Origin of the sequence: Staphylococcus sp. HMSC034G07, from assembly GCF_001835975.1 — a bacterium.
Lineage (GTDB): Bacteria > Bacillota > Bacilli > Staphylococcales > Staphylococcaceae > Staphylococcus > Staphylococcus ureilyticus.
On the sequence record NZ_KV826608.1, the window covers coordinates 172,782 to 189,044 of the forward strand.

The window sequence follows — 16,263 nt, forward strand, 5'->3', positions numbered from 1 at the left end:
TTTATTCCAATTGCTTTATTGACGTTGAGCCTCGCAATAATTTATTTTAATGATAGCATAAAAAAATAGGGCAAACACATAAGTGCTTACCTTTCCACTATTTTATCCAACACCCTATCAAATACTTGTTTCACTTTCTTATCTGATACTTCAAATAAACGCCCCACAATGACAATTGAATAATCTGTTGTACTTTAATATCACAATCGTTCTAAACTGCTGTAATGCCCTTTACAATCGATTCTAGGTTCATATATTGAAGTTCATCCATATCACTAGGTAGATTCTTATAAGTATCTACCATATTATGATAATTACACACGTATCTTTCTAGAACAACTCTCAATAAATTTCAAAATTTTTATACATGAAAAAAGCCCTCAACCGTTGTGGTTGAGAGCTCGGATATGGAGACGGCGGGATTCGAACCCGCGTCCAGAGGTCCTGATACTAATCTTTCTACGTGTGTAGTCTATCAAGGTATTTCGCATAATGTTAGGTGATAGACAGCCGACATTATGCTAGTTCGATTAATCTCTTCTAGGCAGACTTCGAACGGCAGTGCCTAGCGTATCCTATTAAGGTTGAATCGCGTTAACTGCACATAGGAAATGCAGTTAGGCGATGCAGAGTGCTATTAGGCAGCTACTGCGAAATTATTGTTTGATTTGTCAGTTAATTTTTAACTGTGTGTGTTGGTGCGGAGACAACCCTCCGACACGCTTAACTAGCTCGGGGACCCCTGTCGAATCCAAAAACGTCCCCTTAATAATATAATGTACTTTCTGCAGATTTAATCATCTATCTTTTTCAGAAAGCACATATTATATTACCAAAGATCGAAGTCTTTGGCAATATTTTCGCTTAATAACGCGCTTTAAGCGCTCTATCTACGTCACGTTTCATTGCTTTTTCTTTCAATGCCTGACGTTTATCATGTTTTTTCTTACCTCTTGCAACACCAAGTAAAACTTTGCATTGACCGTGTTTTAAATAGAGTTTTAAAGGAATGATGGAATAACCAATTTCTCTAGTACGTTCTCCTAATTTTGCTATTTCACGTTTGTGTAATAGTAATTTGCGTGAACGACGTGGGTCATGGTTAAATCGATTTCCTTCTTCATATGGGGCAATGTGCATATTATTTAAAAACATTTCGCCACGATTTACTTGCGCATAGCTATCTTTAAGGTTTGCACTGCCACGACGAATGGACTTAATTTCTGTCCCTTTCAACACAATGCCCGCTTCAATCGTATCTTCTATATTAAAATCATGTCTGGCCTTACGATTTTCAGCTAATGTTCCTGGTGATTTTTTCTTTGGCATTGAGTTTCACCTCTTTGTTGAATTATTTTTTCTTCTTACGAGCTTTATTTTTCACTTTTTTATCTTTGTAAAATGGCTTGTGTTTGGTGTTACCACTTGCTTGTTTGTTTTTATTGCGTTGGTTTTTACCTTTTCGTTGTTTCTTCTTGCCTTTTTTATCATTATTTGAGTTATCTAATGATTGACCGCGTGGCTTCGCTTGAATCGTCTTACCACGTGAAGGTCTTGGACTACGCTCTTTTTTCGGTAATGGCATACCGACAATTTGGAAATCGATCATACGCTCATCAACATCTACGTTAACAACTTTGATTTTAACTGGATCACCAATGCGGAAGACTTTAGCTTGGCGTTCTCCAATCATTGCCATTTGACGTTCATCGAAGTGATAATAATCGTCGGTCATCTCTGATACATGTACCATACCTTCGATTGTATTTGGCAATTCGATAAACATACCAAAATTAGCTACAGAGCTGATGATACCTTCATATTCTTCTCCGATATGTTGAACCATATACTCTGCTTTCTTCAATTCATCGGTGTCACGTTCTGCTTCGATCGCTCTACGTTCTCTTTGAGATGTATGATCAGCAATTTCTGGTAATGCTTCTTCCCATTTATTAAGTGTTTTATCATCCATTGTTTTATCAATAAGATATTTACGAATAAGTCTATGCACGATTAAATCTGGATATCTCCGAATCGGTGATGTGAAGTGTGTATAGTGTTCTGCTGACAGGCCGAAGTGACCTAGATTCACATCATCGTAACGTGCTTGTTGCATTGAACGTAACATCATAGTAGAAATGACCATTTGCTCTGGTTGACCTTCTACTTCTTGTTGAATTTTTTGTAAAGTTGATGGATGTACTTCTTCGCCAGTACCTTTAATCATTAAACCAAAGTTAGTAATAAAGTCAAAGAATTGGCGTAAACGTTCTGATTTCGGTTGCTCGTGTACACGATATATAAATGGTACATTTAATCGATCGAAATGTTCTGCTATCGTTTCGTTGGCTGCTAACATAAACGATTCGATGAGACGTTCACCTTCACCGCGTTTTCTTAATTCTACGTCTGTTGGAATGCCTTCATCATTGACAAGTACTTTGGCTTCACTGATATCGAAGTCAATTTCACCACGGCGTTTACGCATGTTGATTAAACGTTCAGACAAGTCTTTAGCTAAATCAAGCATTGGTGTAATTTCGTTATATTGTTTGCGCGTATCTTCATTTTGATCTGTAATAATTTCATTCACTTCATCGTATGTCATACGATAATTTGAATGAATCACACTATCAAAGATTTCATGATTAACCACATGACCACGTTCATCTAATTCCATCTGGCAACTTAAAGTTAGCCTATCTACTTGTGGATTCAATGAACAAATACCGTTACTAAGTCGATGAGGTATCATTGGAATTACTCGGTCAACTAAATATACACTTGTTGCACGGTCGTATGCTTCTTCATTTAGTGCTGATCCTTCCGTTACATAATAACTGACATCAGCGATACTCACTGTCAATTGTGTATGACCATTATCTAACTTCTTGACACTAATTGCGTCATCTAAGTCTTTAGCGTCTGCACCATCAATTGTAATAGTTAGCTCATTTCTTAAATCACGACGTCCTTCGATTTCAGATGGTTTGATTTCATCTGGTACAGCTTCAGCTTCTTCTAATACCTTATCTGGAAATTCTATTTCAATACCATGTTGATAGATAATCGACAAGATGTCGACACCTGGATCATTTTTATGACCTAAAATTGCTGAAACTTGGCCTTCTGGGTTATCGGTACCGTCCGCATATTTCGTGATTTGTACTAATACTTTATGCCCATCTATCGCACCTAAATTATGACCTTTAGGTATAAACACATCTTGCATAATGCGTTTATCATCTGGTAAGACAAATCCAAAATGTCGAGCTTCACTGTACGTGCCCACCACTTGGGTAACGGAGTGTTTTTCGATTGATTTTACTTCACCTTCCAGCTTACCTTTATGTTCACCTTTAGAGTTTTGTAATTCGACAAGTACAGTATCTCCATCCATTGCACGATTAATCTTTGTAGGTGGGATAAAGACATCATCCATCTCATCGTCTTCAGGACGTAAGAATGCAAAGCCTTTTTTATTTTGACTAAGCGTACCTTGTATTAATTTCGATTGTTTTGATTTTTTAGATTCCTTACGTTGGTATCTGTCTGTCTTCGTACGTTGAATTAATCCTGTTTGTTCTAATTCAACAAGTACCTTGATTAAGTCTCTAAATGAGTCGGCACTATTTAAACCTAATGCATCTTGAAAATCTGATACAGACATGGGTTCATAATCTGGTTGCTTAATAATTTCTTCTATGGATTGCTTTAAATTCATTATGCCCCTCCTTTCTATAATTAAATACTAAAAATTTATTTGGACCAATCTAATGATTCTAAGAATTGGTATATATCTTCAAAAACTTTTTCTTTTTCTTTATCAATTGTAATGACATGTCCTGAATTCGCATACCATTTAATTTCTTTATCATCAGACTCGCTGTCATTGTATATAATATTAGCAGAGTCGGTATTAATCATTTGATCTTGCTCACCTTGGATAACAAGTAGCGGATCCATTACCTCGTCTACTTGGTTACGTATACTTTGAATCTGACCTTGTAGATCTTTTAACGTATCTGTTGGATGAAACGCATCCATTTCTTTTTCTATTGTCGCTTCATCTTTGCCTTCGTATTTTTTGAAATTACGCGCATACGTTAAGACACCATCAAACATTGCACCTTCAGTCTTAATATGCATAGGTGAACACATTGTTATAATACCCTTTACATCTCTATCTAAGCTTATTTTTAATGCATAACAACCACCCAGTGATAAGCCAGCAACCACAATTTCATCATATCCTTTATCAACAAGGAATTCGTATCCATCTATTGCATCTTTATACCATGCAAATGGACTAGATTGCAATATCTCTTCTGGTGGTGCTGCATGACCATCATATTGTGGTGCATAAGAAGTGTAACCCTTTTTTTGTAAGAATCTACCTAACTGTCTTACATCTGAAGAATTCCCTGTAAAACCATGTAAAAGTAATACAGCACGATTACCTTCTTCAAAAAAGAATGGTTCTGGTAATCTAATTTGCATCGTGACTCAATCCCTTCATCCAAGCTATTAAAATAATTATGATATCAGTTGTACTCAAAATATATTCCCTACTTCGAATCATTTAAAAGTCGAATACTTCCATTATAAATAAAAAAGCCCGACTTTTACATTGTCGGACCTTATAAACCAAAATAACTTATGCCTAACATTAACAAGAAGAAAATGACAGACAATACAATTGTTAATCTATGCAAGAATAAATCAACGCCACGTTGTTTTTGTTTACCAAATAACTGTTCAGCGCCACCGCTTATCGCACCTGATAGTCCATTACTTTTACCTTCTTGGAGTAATACAACAGTCACTAATGCAATACAATCTAAAATTAAAATGATCATGAAAAATGTATGCATAAAAATTGTCCTCCATTCATTATATACGAACCGTATTATATCACACGTTTATCTTATTTAGCAAACTTCTATCTATTAAAAGTGCTTTTACGTTTAATTGAAACAACCAACATATATATCGCTAAAATAAGTGACATGATCAATACAATTGTTAACGGTAAGATATTAATCATTGATTTTGTATCTAATATCGCTTCATAAACCGCATTGATATTAACTAAATTATATAAAATTTGTGAAGTGAATACTGCAAACATAAACCACCACAAATAAGTATGCCTATTCCAAATCGCAATAATCCCTGTTAAATTAGCAATCACATACATGATACCTGTAAATTGGAAACTGTTTTTTATCACACCAATTGCGTTTTCAGAAGGCTTTTGTCTACTATTTATTAACATTTGTTTTATTACACTATCGTCTAAAATAACGAATAAATGAATCGCATAAAGTATTGCTATAATTAGTGAAGTGTATGCAAGAAAATGACCTGTTCGAATTTCTTTTGTTTTAGGTTGTTCCTTCATAATCAGTCAATGCTCCTTCTATAATTTACACTATTAATTATATCAGTTTCACAAACAAAGATGAACAAATTAAACAATGTAAATCTTGTATTTCATTAATATGTATGTTTCTCTGACACAATTGGTCATCATAACTGAAATCGACAGGTATCGCAATAACCTAACTGCACCATACGCATAGCGTATGGTTTTTTTATCCAATCAAAAAACACGCAAACCCATAGGGTTTACGTGTTAGCGCGTGAACTCATTTTTAGATAAACATTATTTATCTAAATTGTAGAATGATTTAATACCATCGAATTTGCCTGTTTCAAATAATTCATCTTCGATGCGTAATAATTGATTGTATTTAGCAATACGGTCAGTTCTTGATAATGAACCAGTTTTAATTTGACCTGCATTTGTAGCAACTGCGATATCAGCAATAGTTGTATCTTCTGTTTCACCAGAACGGTGTGATACTACTGCTGTATAACCAGCTTTTTGAGCCATTTCAATAGCATCAAATGTTTCAGTTAATGTACCAATTTGGTTAACTTTAATTAAGATTGAATTACCGATACCTTTTTCGATACCTTCTGATAATTTAACAGTGTTTGTAACGAATAAATCGTCACCAACTAATTGAACACGATCACCGATACGGTCAGTTAATACTTTCCAACCGTCCCAGTCATTTTCGTCCATACCATCTTCAATAGAAATAATTGGATATTTATTAACCAATTCTTCTAAATAGTCAACTTGTTGTTCTGCTGTAAGTTTTGAACCATTTTCGCCTTCGAATTTAGCATAGTTATAAACACCATCTTCGAAGAATTCTGATGAAGCACAGTCAAAGCCTAAGAACACATCTTTACCAGGTTCTAAACCTACTGCTTTAATCGCTTCTAAGATTGTTTCAACAGCATCCTCTGTACCTTCAAATTTAGGAGCGAAACCACCTTCGTCACCTACTGCTGTTTCTAAACCACGGTTTTTAAGGATTGATTTTAAGTTGTGGAAAATTTCTGCTCCCCAACGTAATGATTCTTTAAATGTTTCTGCACCAACTGGTAAGATCATGAACTCTTGGAATGCGATTGGCGCATCAGAGTGAGAACCACCATTTACAATGTTCATCATTGGAACTGGTAATTGTTTACCATTGAAGCCACCTAAATATTTATAAAGTGGTTGGCCTAATAAATCAGCTGCTGCACGTGCTACTGCAATAGAAACACCAAGAATAGCATTTGCGCCTAATTTACCTTTATTTTCAGTTCCGTCTAATTGAATCATCATTTTATCAATTGAAACTTGTTCTAATACTGAAAATTCACCTTCAACTAATTCAGGTGCAATAATTTCATTTACATTTTCAACAGCTTTCGTTACACCTTTACCTAAATAACGTGATTTGTCTCCATCACGTAATTCAACTGCTTCGTGCTCACCAGTAGACGCACCTGATGGTACAAGTGTGCGACCAAATGCACCGCTTTCAGTTAATACTTCTACTTCCACTGTTGGGTTGCCGCGTGAGTCAAGGACTTCGCGAGCATAAACATCTGTAATAATTGGCATGTTTGTAATCTCCTTTATAAATAAGTAGTTTAGAAATATTAAATTTCATCTTTATTATAGCTATAAATACTATAAATACAAATAATTTAATTACTTCATTTTGATTATGCGTGCCATCAGTCATTTAAGCAAATCTTAAACAATGACACGCCCTTATATTTCTGGTCTTTAGACCATATTGTGTTTATATTATTTTAATGCTTGATAAGTGATTCGCCAGTCATGTCTTCAGGTTGTTTTACTTGTAACAAATCTAATAGTGTAGGCGCTAAATCACCTAGTCGACCTGTTTCACGTAAAGTTTCACCCTCTTTAGTAACAATCACTGGTACAGGGTTAGTCGTATGTGTTGTCATTGGTTGCTCATCATCAGTGAGTACCATATCTGAGTTACCATGGTCAGCTGTAATGATGGCGTGACCACCCATATCAATAATTTTATCTACGACTTCACCTAAACACTCATCAACTGCTTCAATCGCTTTGATTGTAGGTTCAAGCATACCGCTATGCCCCACCATATCAGGATTGGCAAAGTTTAATAAGATTAAGTCTAAGTCACCTTTATTCAACTCTTCAATCAGTGCGTCTTTGACTTCATAAGCACTCATTTCTGGTTTAAGGTCATAAGTTGCAACTTTAGGTGAGTCAATCAATCTACGACGTTCACCTTCGAATTCATCATTGCGACCACCACTCATAAAATAAGTGACATGCGGGAATTTTTCAGTTTCCGCTATACGTAACTGTTTCAAGCCATTATCTTGTGCAACTTCACCAATTGTATTTGTTAAGTCGACTTTTTCAAAAACAATTTTTGCATCTACATTATCATTATATTTTGTAAATGTAGCGTAAAATAAGTCATTAACTTGGTCTACTTTAAAGCCTTCAAATGCTTTATCTGTAAAGATTTCAGACAGTTGACCAGCTCTATCAGGACGGAAGTTATAGAAGATGACTGCATCTCCATCATTCACGCCATTATTTTGATCTTTAATGATAAATGGTTCGACAAATTCATCAGTTAAATCTTTAGCATAGTTTGCTTCAACACCAGCTTTAGCTGATTCAAATGTTTCTCCGCCAAAGTTACGAATTGCGTTATAAGCTTTTTCTTCTCTATCCCAGCGTTTATCACGATCCATTGCGTAATAACGACCTGAAACAGATGCGAATTGGCCAATGCCTAATTCTTTGAATTTAGCTTCTGTTTCTTCGATATATTTAAGTGCTGATTTTTGGTCAACATCACGTCCATCTAAGAACGCGTGTACATAAACGTTGTCAACGCCTTGCTTTTTGGCTAATTCTAATAAAGCAAATAGATGCTTGTAATGACTATGCACACCACCATCTGACAATAAACCAAAAATATGAAGTGCTGATTGATTGCCTTTTACGTGTTGAATCGCCTGGTTCAATACATCATTTTCAAAGAAATCGCCATCTTCAATAGATTTATTGATACGTGTTAAACTTTGATAAACAATGCGTCCAGCGCCAATATTCATGTGTCCAACTTCTGAATTACCCATTTGACCTTCAGGAAGTCCAACATCCAAGCCACTCGCTTCGATTTGTGTTGTTGGATATTGATTATAATAACGGTCAAAATTAGGTTTATTAGCTAGTTTCACAGCATTACCATGCTCACTTTCTCTATTTGCAAAACCATCTAAAATAATTAATGCAGTTGGTTGTTTAGCCATATTATTTTGCACCTTCTAACAATTGTACAAAATCATCCACTTTAAGTGATGCGCCACCTACTAATGCGCCATCGATGTCTGATTCTGCCATGTATTCTTTTATGTTGTTAGGTTTAACACTACCGCCATATTGAATACGTGTTGCATCAGCAACTGATTGTCCTGATAAGTCTGCAATCGTTTCTCTTACAAATGCACACATTTCATTGGCATCTTTTGCAGTTGATGATTTGCCAGTACCGATTGCCCAAATTGGTTCATATGCAATGACAACTTGTTTCAATTGTGTTTCAGATAATCCTTCAACAGCTTTTTTCACTTGGTTACCAACAACTTCATTAGCTTTGCCACTTTCGCGTTCTTCGTCTGTTTCACCAACACAAATAATTGGAGTCATACCATGATTGAATACGGCATGTGCTTTTTTGTTAATATCTTCATCTGTTTCATGGAAGATTTCACGACGCTCAGAGTGTCCAATAACAACGTATTTTACACCTAAATCAGCTAATGCTACTGGTGATGTTTCACCTGTAAATGCACCATTATCTTCATAAAAAGCATTTTGTGCACCAATTTGTAAACCTTGTGCTTTACCTTCATTAACTGCTGTTACTAAGGCATCTAATTGAATTGTTGGAGCACAAATGACAGATTCTACCTCTTTAGTATCTGGTAATGCTGGTAATTCATTAATAAAATCTTTAGCCTCTTGAACTGTTTTGTTCATCTTCCAGTTACCCGCAATAATTGGTTTTCTCATTATATACACTCCTATTAGTAAATTATGATTAATTTTTAATCAAGTTTTGCTCGTAAATTAACGATTATTTATTAGCAATCGCAACGACACCTGGCAATTCCTTACCTTCAAGATATTCTAATGAAGCACCGCCACCAGTTGAAATGTGACTAAAGTCATCAGCATATCCTAATGAAATCGCTGCTGCAGCTGAATCGCCACCACCGATAATTGTGTTTGCGTCTTTCATTTCAGCAATTGCTTCACAAACCCCAATTGTACCTTTTGCGAAATTACTGAATTCAAATACACCCATAGGTCCATTCCAAACTACTGTATGAGCGCCTTGTAGTTTTTCTTTGAATAATTCTACAGTTTTCGGACCAACATCCATCGCTTCTTGGTCGGCAGGAATGTTATCAACGGAAACTTCTGTAATCTTTGCATCATTAGAAAATTCTTTTGCAACTTTACAGTCTACAGGTAATACAATTTGATCTCCTGCTTTTTCTAACAATTCTTTTGCAAAGTCTACTTTATCTTCTTCTAATAAAGATAAGCCGATTTCTTTACCTTGCGCTTTGAAGAATGTGTATGACATACCGCCACCAATAAGCACTTTATCTGCAATTTTCAATAAGTTAGTGATTACACCAATTTTATCTGAAACTTTAGCGCCACCAAGAATTGCAACTACAGGTTTATCTGGGTTTTCTACAACACCACCGATATATCTAATTTCTTTTTCCATTAGATAACCTGCTACAGTTTCTAAGTGAGCTGCAATACCTACGTTTGACGCATGTTTACGGTGTGCCGTTCCAAATGCATCATTTACAAATACATCACCTAATGATGCCCAGTATTCACCTAATTCAGGGTCATTTTTAGACTCTTTTTTACCTTCTAAATCTTCAAAACGTGTATTTTCAACTAATAGCACATCACCTTCATTTAAATCTTTAATTGAGTGCTCTAATTGTGTTCCACGTGTTTCAGGAACAAATGCCACGTCTTTATTTAATTTTTCAGCTAATGCATTAGCTACAGGTTTTAAAGTTAATTCTGCTTTATCACTTTCTTCTTTAACTTTTCCTAAGTGAGAGAATAAAACGACTTTACCACCTTGTTCAATAATATATTTTATAGTTGGTAAAGCTTGAACGATACGGTTGTCGTCCGTAATTTCACCGTCTTTCATAGGTACGTTAAAATCTGCACGTACAAGTACAGTTTTACCTTTTAACTCGATATCAGATACAATTTTTTTTGTCATGTAATCTTCCTCCTTTAGATGGATGAATAAAGTAAAATAAGCGGAGAAGCGTTGAGCTCCCCGCTTACTCCTAAGCTTATTGATTCAATTTCACAACGCTATACTTGTTAAACTAAAGTGAGCATCAAATTATTTAGCGTGACTTGCTAAATATTCTAATGTGCGTACTAATTGTGAAGTGTATGACATTTCGTTATCATACCAAGCTGCTACTTTAACTAATTGACGATCTCCAACAGTCATAACACGTGTTTGAGTTGCATCAAATAGTGAACCGTAAGTCATTCCGATTACATCAGAAGAAACGATTTCATCTTCAGTATAACCGAATGATTCGTTAGATGCATTTTTCATTGCGTTATTTACATCTTCGATACTTACATTTTTATCTAAAACTACTGTTAATTCAGTTAATGAACCAGTTGCAACTGGTACACGTTGTGCTCCACCGTCTAATTTACCATCAATTTCAGGAATTACTAGGCCGATAGCTTTAGCAGCACCTGTTGAGTTAGGGATAATGTTTTCAGCAGCTGCACGTGCACGACGTTTGTCACCTTTTCTATGAGGCGCATCTTGTGTGCTTTGGTCACCAGTGTAAGCATGAATTGTAGTCATGAAACCTTCGATTAAACCGAATTCATCATTCAACACTTTAGCAACTGGTGCTAATGAGTTAGTAGTACATGAAGCACCTGAAACAACGTCTTCTGAACCATCTAAAGTATCATGGTTAGTGTTGTAAACGATTGTTTTCAAGTCACCTTTAGCTGGTGCTGAAATCAATACTTTTTTAGCTCCTGCATTGATATGTGCTTCTGCTTTTTCTTTATCTGTAAATAAACCAGTACATTCTAATACTACATCGATATCTAAGTCTCCCCAAGGTAATTTGCTTGGATCTGGCTCAGAAAATGATTTAACTTCTAATCCGTTAACGCGGAAACCATTCTCTTCAACTTCAACTTCTCCTGTGAAGCGACCTTGTGTAGTGTCATATTTTAATAAATGAGCTAACATTTCATCATCTGTTAAGTCGTTTACTGCTACTACATCGATTCCTTCTACATCTTGAATTCTTCTGAATGCTAAACGACCAATTCTACCAAAACCATTAATTGCTACTTTAACTGCCATTATAATGGCCTCCTTTAAAATGATATTTAAAAAGTGGAATCACTTTTTATTACTATTATTCGCGATAATACTTGCCGCTCCTTCATCTGTGATTAACACAGTGTTTTTGGGTGCAATCGAAAGATAAGCTTTAATTGCCTCTCCTTTTGATTTACCCCCAGCAACGGCAAAGATAAACTTTTTCGATACAAGGTCTTCTAATTGAAGTCCGATTGTTTTTACTTTGTGAACGATCTGCCCTTGTTCATCGAAATAATATCCAAATGCTTCTCCCGAGGCATTGTGATGTTGAAGTTTTTCAATAACTTCACTAGGTGATTGACGTCTACGCGCCATCTTCAGCGCATCACCAATGCCGTGGATTGTAATATTTGCTTCTTTAATTTTTTCTAAAGTGTGTATCACTGAAGGCTCTAACATAAGTGTATTATACGTTGTTTCACTGACATTATCTGGTACATAGAGCGTTGTATAATCTCCATCTGTTTGCTGAGCCATACTGGCTGCAATCGTATTGGCTTGATATACAACGTTTTCACCAAGCCCACCTCTTGCAGGTACAAAAAATACGTCGTAAGGTTGCCGATGCATAGCTTCACTTACGTATGCCATTGTTGAGCCACCAGTAACTGCTACAGTTGCATGATCGTATAAAACATCTTCAACTAGCTGTCCGGCTTGTTTAGATAATTCAATTTTAACCGTTTTATCAGTGTCTGAATCACCAGGAATGACATAAACATCTTTAATGCCATATTTTTCTTTGATAATTTGCGCAAGGTGATGATCATCTGAATAAACGTTAAAATAACTATTGAGTTGGCGTACTGTCGTTTCACCAGCTTCAGTGATTTCCATACCTGTAGGTTTAACTTTGATAAGTGCTTGTTTCTTTAAAACATCTGTTTCAGAACGCAACACTCTTTCAGTTAAATCCATATATTCACTTAAACTACGTCTACCGACGGGTTGATACTGAGCGATAGTAGTGAGTATTGAAAAACGACGATACATCTTTTCAACAATTTCTGGGACAAGCTTTTGTTGAATTTTTATCAAGTTCTTCACTACTAACCTCCTCCGTTTCTATATACAAGGGTCAAGTTCTAACCATAGATTGACTTTTTACGTCCCTACTGGGACAAAAAAATATAACCTCTTATATTTGCTATAATACTACTATACATTTAAAAAAGCAAGAGAAATACTTCGGTCTTAAATAAAGTGAAATTTATACTTTTATAGTTCTATTCTCTATAGAAATATTTTACCCATTTTCTTTTTTTATTAATCATTTTCCACATGACATTTTTTAATTATATGTTAAACATAACATCATCAACATGCGTTTCTTTGAAACAATCTCCAATTATGCTTAAAATAAATATAAATTTAATGAGTTATTTTTCAGGAGGAATATACATGTCTAACAATAAACACCCAGAAGTTATAGACCCAGAAGATAAAAGATACAAAGATGACGATTACTTTAAACAAACGAAAGAACATTCTCAAAAAAATCCATATCAATCATTTGATTACAACAAACACATTGGTTGTCATTTAGGTCCATTTGGTTGTTTAGGTGGCTGCTTATCAATCATACTGCTTTTGTCATTCATTTCATATTTAGTGAGCTTATTATTTTAATCATTCTTTTCTTTGTTTCATATGATTCTTACTACAAATGATAAGCTGCGTTTCATTCTAGTGCTTAATTCACATTAATATTTATAAAAAAACACGCACTGTATGTGACAGCGCGTGTTCTATAAATATAATTTTCTTTTTATATTTAATCTTCATCAGATGATTGTGAACTTTTTTCTGAATTTGAATTATTATTTTGCGTTGAACGTTGTTGAGTATTTTGTTGCGTACTGCGTTGTTGTGTAGAAGGTTCATTCGTCTTCTCTTCTGTTGAAGGCTCAGATGTGCGCTCTTCAGTAGAAGGTTCACTCGTCTTTTCTTCTGTTGTTTTTTCTTCTGTTGAAGGTTCGCTTGTTTTTTCCTCTGTTGAGCGTTCTTCAGTAGTACGTTCTTCCTTCGTTTTTTCAGGTGAATCTTTTTCTTCCGTAGTTCTTCTTTCTTGTGTTCTAGGTTGCTGTGTCTGTTGGGTTTGTTGCGTCTGTTGTGTCTGAGGAACTTGTTGTGTTTGCTGTGTCTGTTGGGTTTGTTGTGTTTGGTTTGTTTCTTCAGTTGATTTTTCTTTTTTCTTGTCTTTTTGTTCCTTAGTTTTTTCTTTCTTTTTGTCTTTTTCTTCTTGTTTTTGGTCTGCCAAACGTTCATTGGCTTTATTTGAATGATCTACGAATGCAAAAATTGCAAAAACTAACCCACCTATAAGTAATAAGACAATCAATCCACTGATCAGTTTTGCGAAACCACTCATTTTTTTATTATCTTTGTCATCAAAATTGTTATTTTGATTATGCTTAGGCATATGCTCCCCTCACTTCAATTTATATCAAATCATCATTTTCAAATGGCATTTAACTTCATGTTAGAACTATATTTTACACTATTTCATTGATTAAACAACCTTATTAACCACATTTTAATGTAGATGTTACTTTGATTTCCAAACTATAGTAAAATAATCACATACAACACTTTTATTGTTGCTTCAACTTAATACTAATCTAATTTCGAATATTGTTTCAATACTTTTACTTAAATTATTCTTTTACTATCAATAATATCATAACAGGATGTGACTAGATTTTGAAAAAGTACGACTTATTTAATGAATCAAATCAATCACAAAAAAAGCCAACCCATTTGCGTCATATGATGAGCGAAAATGATAATGATGAATCAAAAATCCCAATTAAAACACGCTATAAACTTTTTATACTTGTGCTATTTTTGCTTTTAATCGCTTTTGGCATTATCGGCTTATTTATTTTATAATATGTAGTACTTCAATTACACTATTATAATGACATCAAAATAATTTCTACCGATTCAATGATGTATATTAAGAATCACAAAAAATTAGGCCTACACGATAATCGTATAGGCCTCTACTAAAGGGAGTCAAAATTTTACCTTCGCTAGTATATTATGGGGTATACTCGAAATAATTAAGAGATGATTAATTAATATCGAAGGTACCTTTATTATAACGACATATGATTTTATTTTAAATACATCTTAGACATAGTAAATGACATATTTTTGAACAAAATTCGAATAAATTTTGTCATACTCTTTATGAGATTTACTTGCATTTAAAGCCTGAACGATTCCATACTACAATTCTATGAGGTGATACTATGAAACACTATCTAATTACAGGCGGTACTGGTCTAGTAGGTACTCAGCTAATCGAGGCAATACAACAAAGTGATTCCAAAATCACGATATTAACAAGACAAAACAATGCTACATCACATCCTAAAATCACATATGTTAACTGGTCAGAACCGAATTGGGAAAGCCAAATTCCAGATATTGATATCGTGATCAATTTAGCCGGTGCTAGCTTAAATAATCGCTGGACCTCCTCACATAAACAAAATATTATGTTAAGTCGATTACAATCTACTCAGGCACTATACGACCTTTTTAAAAACAGAAAGCAAAAGCCAGCTGTATTCTTTAACGCCAGCGCAGTAGGTTATTACAAACCTGATTTAACACGTACATATACTGAACTGTATCAAACATTACCATTTGATTTTTTATCTGAAGTGGTATATCAGTGGGAACGTTTAGCACGTCAATTTGAATCATTAGGCACACGAGTAATTATTGGCAGATTTGGAATGGTACTATCAAATCAAGGTGGTGCATTACCATTGATGAAATTACCTTATGATTTAAATGTCGGTGGTAAAATAGGTAGTGGTAGACAATGGTATTCTTGGATTCATATTGAAGATTTAACAAGAGCGATACTCTATACCATAAATAATGAAAAAGCACGCGGCGTATTTAATTTCACATCACCTATTGCAGAACATCAAAATATGTTTGGTTATACCATTGCAAGAGAAGTTCATCGCCCACACTATACATGGGTACCTTCATTTGCACTCAGACTTATCTTAGGTGAAATGTCGACAGTTGTACTTGATACTCAAAAAGTCTTACCTAATAAGTTGCAAGCACTAGATTTTGAATTCAAATACCCAAATCTGAAACTAGCACTAGAAAATTTAGTTCATTAAGAAAGGGACTATTTAAAAATGAAACAAGATAGTATTAGCCATATCTTATTATTCATTGCAGGTTTACTCCTCATCACCAATGGTATTTTGGCATTTGAAAAACCTGCTATTATGATCGTCATTTCTATGTCTTTAGTAATCATTGGATTATTGACGTTAGTCATTTCGATTATTTTAATTTATAAAAAGAAACAAAATCTCTTAAATAAACACTAATCATACTTTCAAAATATTATTAAAAAAACAAG

Annotated in this window: 16 protein-coding genes and 1 other RNA gene; 4 read left to right on the forward strand and 13 right to left on the reverse strand. The window is 34.6% G+C overall.

Going from position 1 to position 16,263, the window contains the following annotated elements; all coding sequences use genetic code 11:
• Positions 1–405 precede the first annotated feature (405 nt).
• The 12 genes from ssrA to HMPREF2586_RS07005 form a co-directional block, all read right to left on the reverse strand.
• Positions 406–765: a transfer-messenger RNA gene (gene ssrA, locus HMPREF2586_RS06950) on the reverse strand.
• Between the two features lie 99 nt (positions 766–864).
• On the reverse strand, positions 865–1,329 hold the full coding sequence (gene smpB, locus HMPREF2586_RS06955; RefSeq protein WP_046207457.1) for an SsrA-binding protein SmpB: 465 nt from the start codon (positions 1,327–1,329) through the stop codon (positions 865–867).
• A 22-nt stretch (positions 1,330–1,351) separates the two neighbouring features.
• Positions 1,352–3,724, reverse strand: coding sequence for a ribonuclease R (gene rnr, locus HMPREF2586_RS06960; protein WP_070657677.1), 2,373 nt, complete (start codon positions 3,722–3,724; stop codon positions 1,352–1,354).
• A gap of 35 nt (positions 3,725–3,759) precedes the next feature.
• Positions 3,760–4,500, reverse strand: coding sequence for an alpha/beta hydrolase (locus HMPREF2586_RS06965; RefSeq protein ID WP_046207455.1), 741 nt, complete (start codon positions 4,498–4,500; stop codon positions 3,760–3,762).
• A 140-nt stretch (positions 4,501–4,640) separates the two neighbouring features.
• Entirely contained in the window at positions 4,641–4,874 is a 234-nt protein-coding gene (gene secG, locus HMPREF2586_RS06970; RefSeq protein ID WP_019469442.1) for a preprotein translocase subunit SecG, read from the reverse strand.
• Positions 4,875–4,942: 68 nt separating this feature from the next.
• Entirely contained in the window at positions 4,943–5,404 is a 462-nt protein-coding gene (locus tag HMPREF2586_RS06975; RefSeq protein ID WP_070657675.1) for a hypothetical protein, read from the reverse strand.
• A 264-nt stretch (positions 5,405–5,668) separates the two neighbouring features.
• Positions 5,669–6,973, reverse strand: coding sequence for a surface-displayed alpha-enolase (gene eno, locus HMPREF2586_RS06980; RefSeq protein WP_046207453.1), 1,305 nt, complete (start codon positions 6,971–6,973; stop codon positions 5,669–5,671).
• Positions 6,974–7,167: 194 nt separating this feature from the next.
• Positions 7,168–8,685: a 2,3-bisphosphoglycerate-independent phosphoglycerate mutase gene (gpmI, locus tag HMPREF2586_RS06985; protein WP_046207452.1), complete on the reverse strand. Its 1,518-nt coding sequence runs from the start codon at positions 8,683–8,685 to the stop codon at positions 7,168–7,170.
• A gap of 1 nt (position 8,686) precedes the next feature.
• On the reverse strand, positions 8,687–9,448 hold the full coding sequence (gene tpiA, locus HMPREF2586_RS06990) for a triose-phosphate isomerase (RefSeq protein WP_070039130.1): 762 nt from the start codon (positions 9,446–9,448) through the stop codon (positions 8,687–8,689).
• 64 nt (positions 9,449–9,512) lie between these two features.
• Positions 9,513–10,703 carry a phosphoglycerate kinase gene (gene pgk / locus HMPREF2586_RS06995; protein ID WP_046207450.1) on the reverse strand — a complete coding sequence of 397 codons (1,191 nt, stop codon included), beginning with the start codon at positions 10,701–10,703 and terminating at the stop codon, positions 9,513–9,515.
• A gap of 129 nt (positions 10,704–10,832) precedes the next feature.
• A complete protein-coding gene (gap, locus tag HMPREF2586_RS07000; protein WP_019469448.1) occupies positions 10,833–11,840 on the reverse strand; it encodes a type I glyceraldehyde-3-phosphate dehydrogenase in 1,008 nt (335 codons plus the stop codon).
• A gap of 39 nt (positions 11,841–11,879) precedes the next feature.
• Complete coding sequence (locus HMPREF2586_RS07005) at positions 11,880–12,854, reverse strand: sugar-binding transcriptional regulator (RefSeq protein ID WP_226857817.1); 975 nt, start codon at positions 12,852–12,854, stop codon at positions 11,880–11,882.
• A gap of 408 nt (positions 12,855–13,262) precedes the next feature.
• Between HMPREF2586_RS07005 and HMPREF2586_RS07010 the strand changes: the two genes are divergently transcribed.
• On the forward strand, positions 13,263–13,490 hold the full coding sequence (locus tag HMPREF2586_RS07010) for a hypothetical protein (RefSeq protein ID WP_070657674.1): 228 nt from the start codon (positions 13,263–13,265) through the stop codon (positions 13,488–13,490).
• A 145-nt stretch (positions 13,491–13,635) separates the two neighbouring features.
• On the opposite strand, the gene HMPREF2586_RS07015 is transcribed toward HMPREF2586_RS07010, so the two are convergent.
• A complete protein-coding gene (locus tag HMPREF2586_RS07015) occupies positions 13,636–14,283 on the reverse strand; it encodes a DUF4887 domain-containing protein (RefSeq protein ID WP_070657672.1) in 648 nt (215 codons plus the stop codon).
• A 281-nt stretch (positions 14,284–14,564) separates the two neighbouring features.
• Between HMPREF2586_RS07015 and HMPREF2586_RS07020 the strand changes: the two genes are divergently transcribed.
• The 3 genes from HMPREF2586_RS07020 (at position 14,565) to HMPREF2586_RS07030 (ending at position 16,231) form a co-directional block, all read left to right on the forward strand.
• Positions 14,565–14,753: a hypothetical protein gene (locus tag HMPREF2586_RS07020; protein WP_064209494.1), complete on the forward strand. Its 189-nt coding sequence runs from the start codon at positions 14,565–14,567 to the stop codon at positions 14,751–14,753.
• Positions 14,754–15,118: 365 nt separating this feature from the next.
• On the forward strand, positions 15,119–16,015 hold the full coding sequence (locus HMPREF2586_RS07025; RefSeq protein WP_064209495.1) for a TIGR01777 family oxidoreductase: 897 nt from the start codon (positions 15,119–15,121) through the stop codon (positions 16,013–16,015).
• 18 nt (positions 16,016–16,033) lie between these two features.
• On the forward strand, positions 16,034–16,231 hold the full coding sequence (locus HMPREF2586_RS07030; protein WP_046207444.1) for a hypothetical protein: 198 nt from the start codon (positions 16,034–16,036) through the stop codon (positions 16,229–16,231).
• The last annotated feature ends 32 nt before the right edge of the window (positions 16,232–16,263 follow it).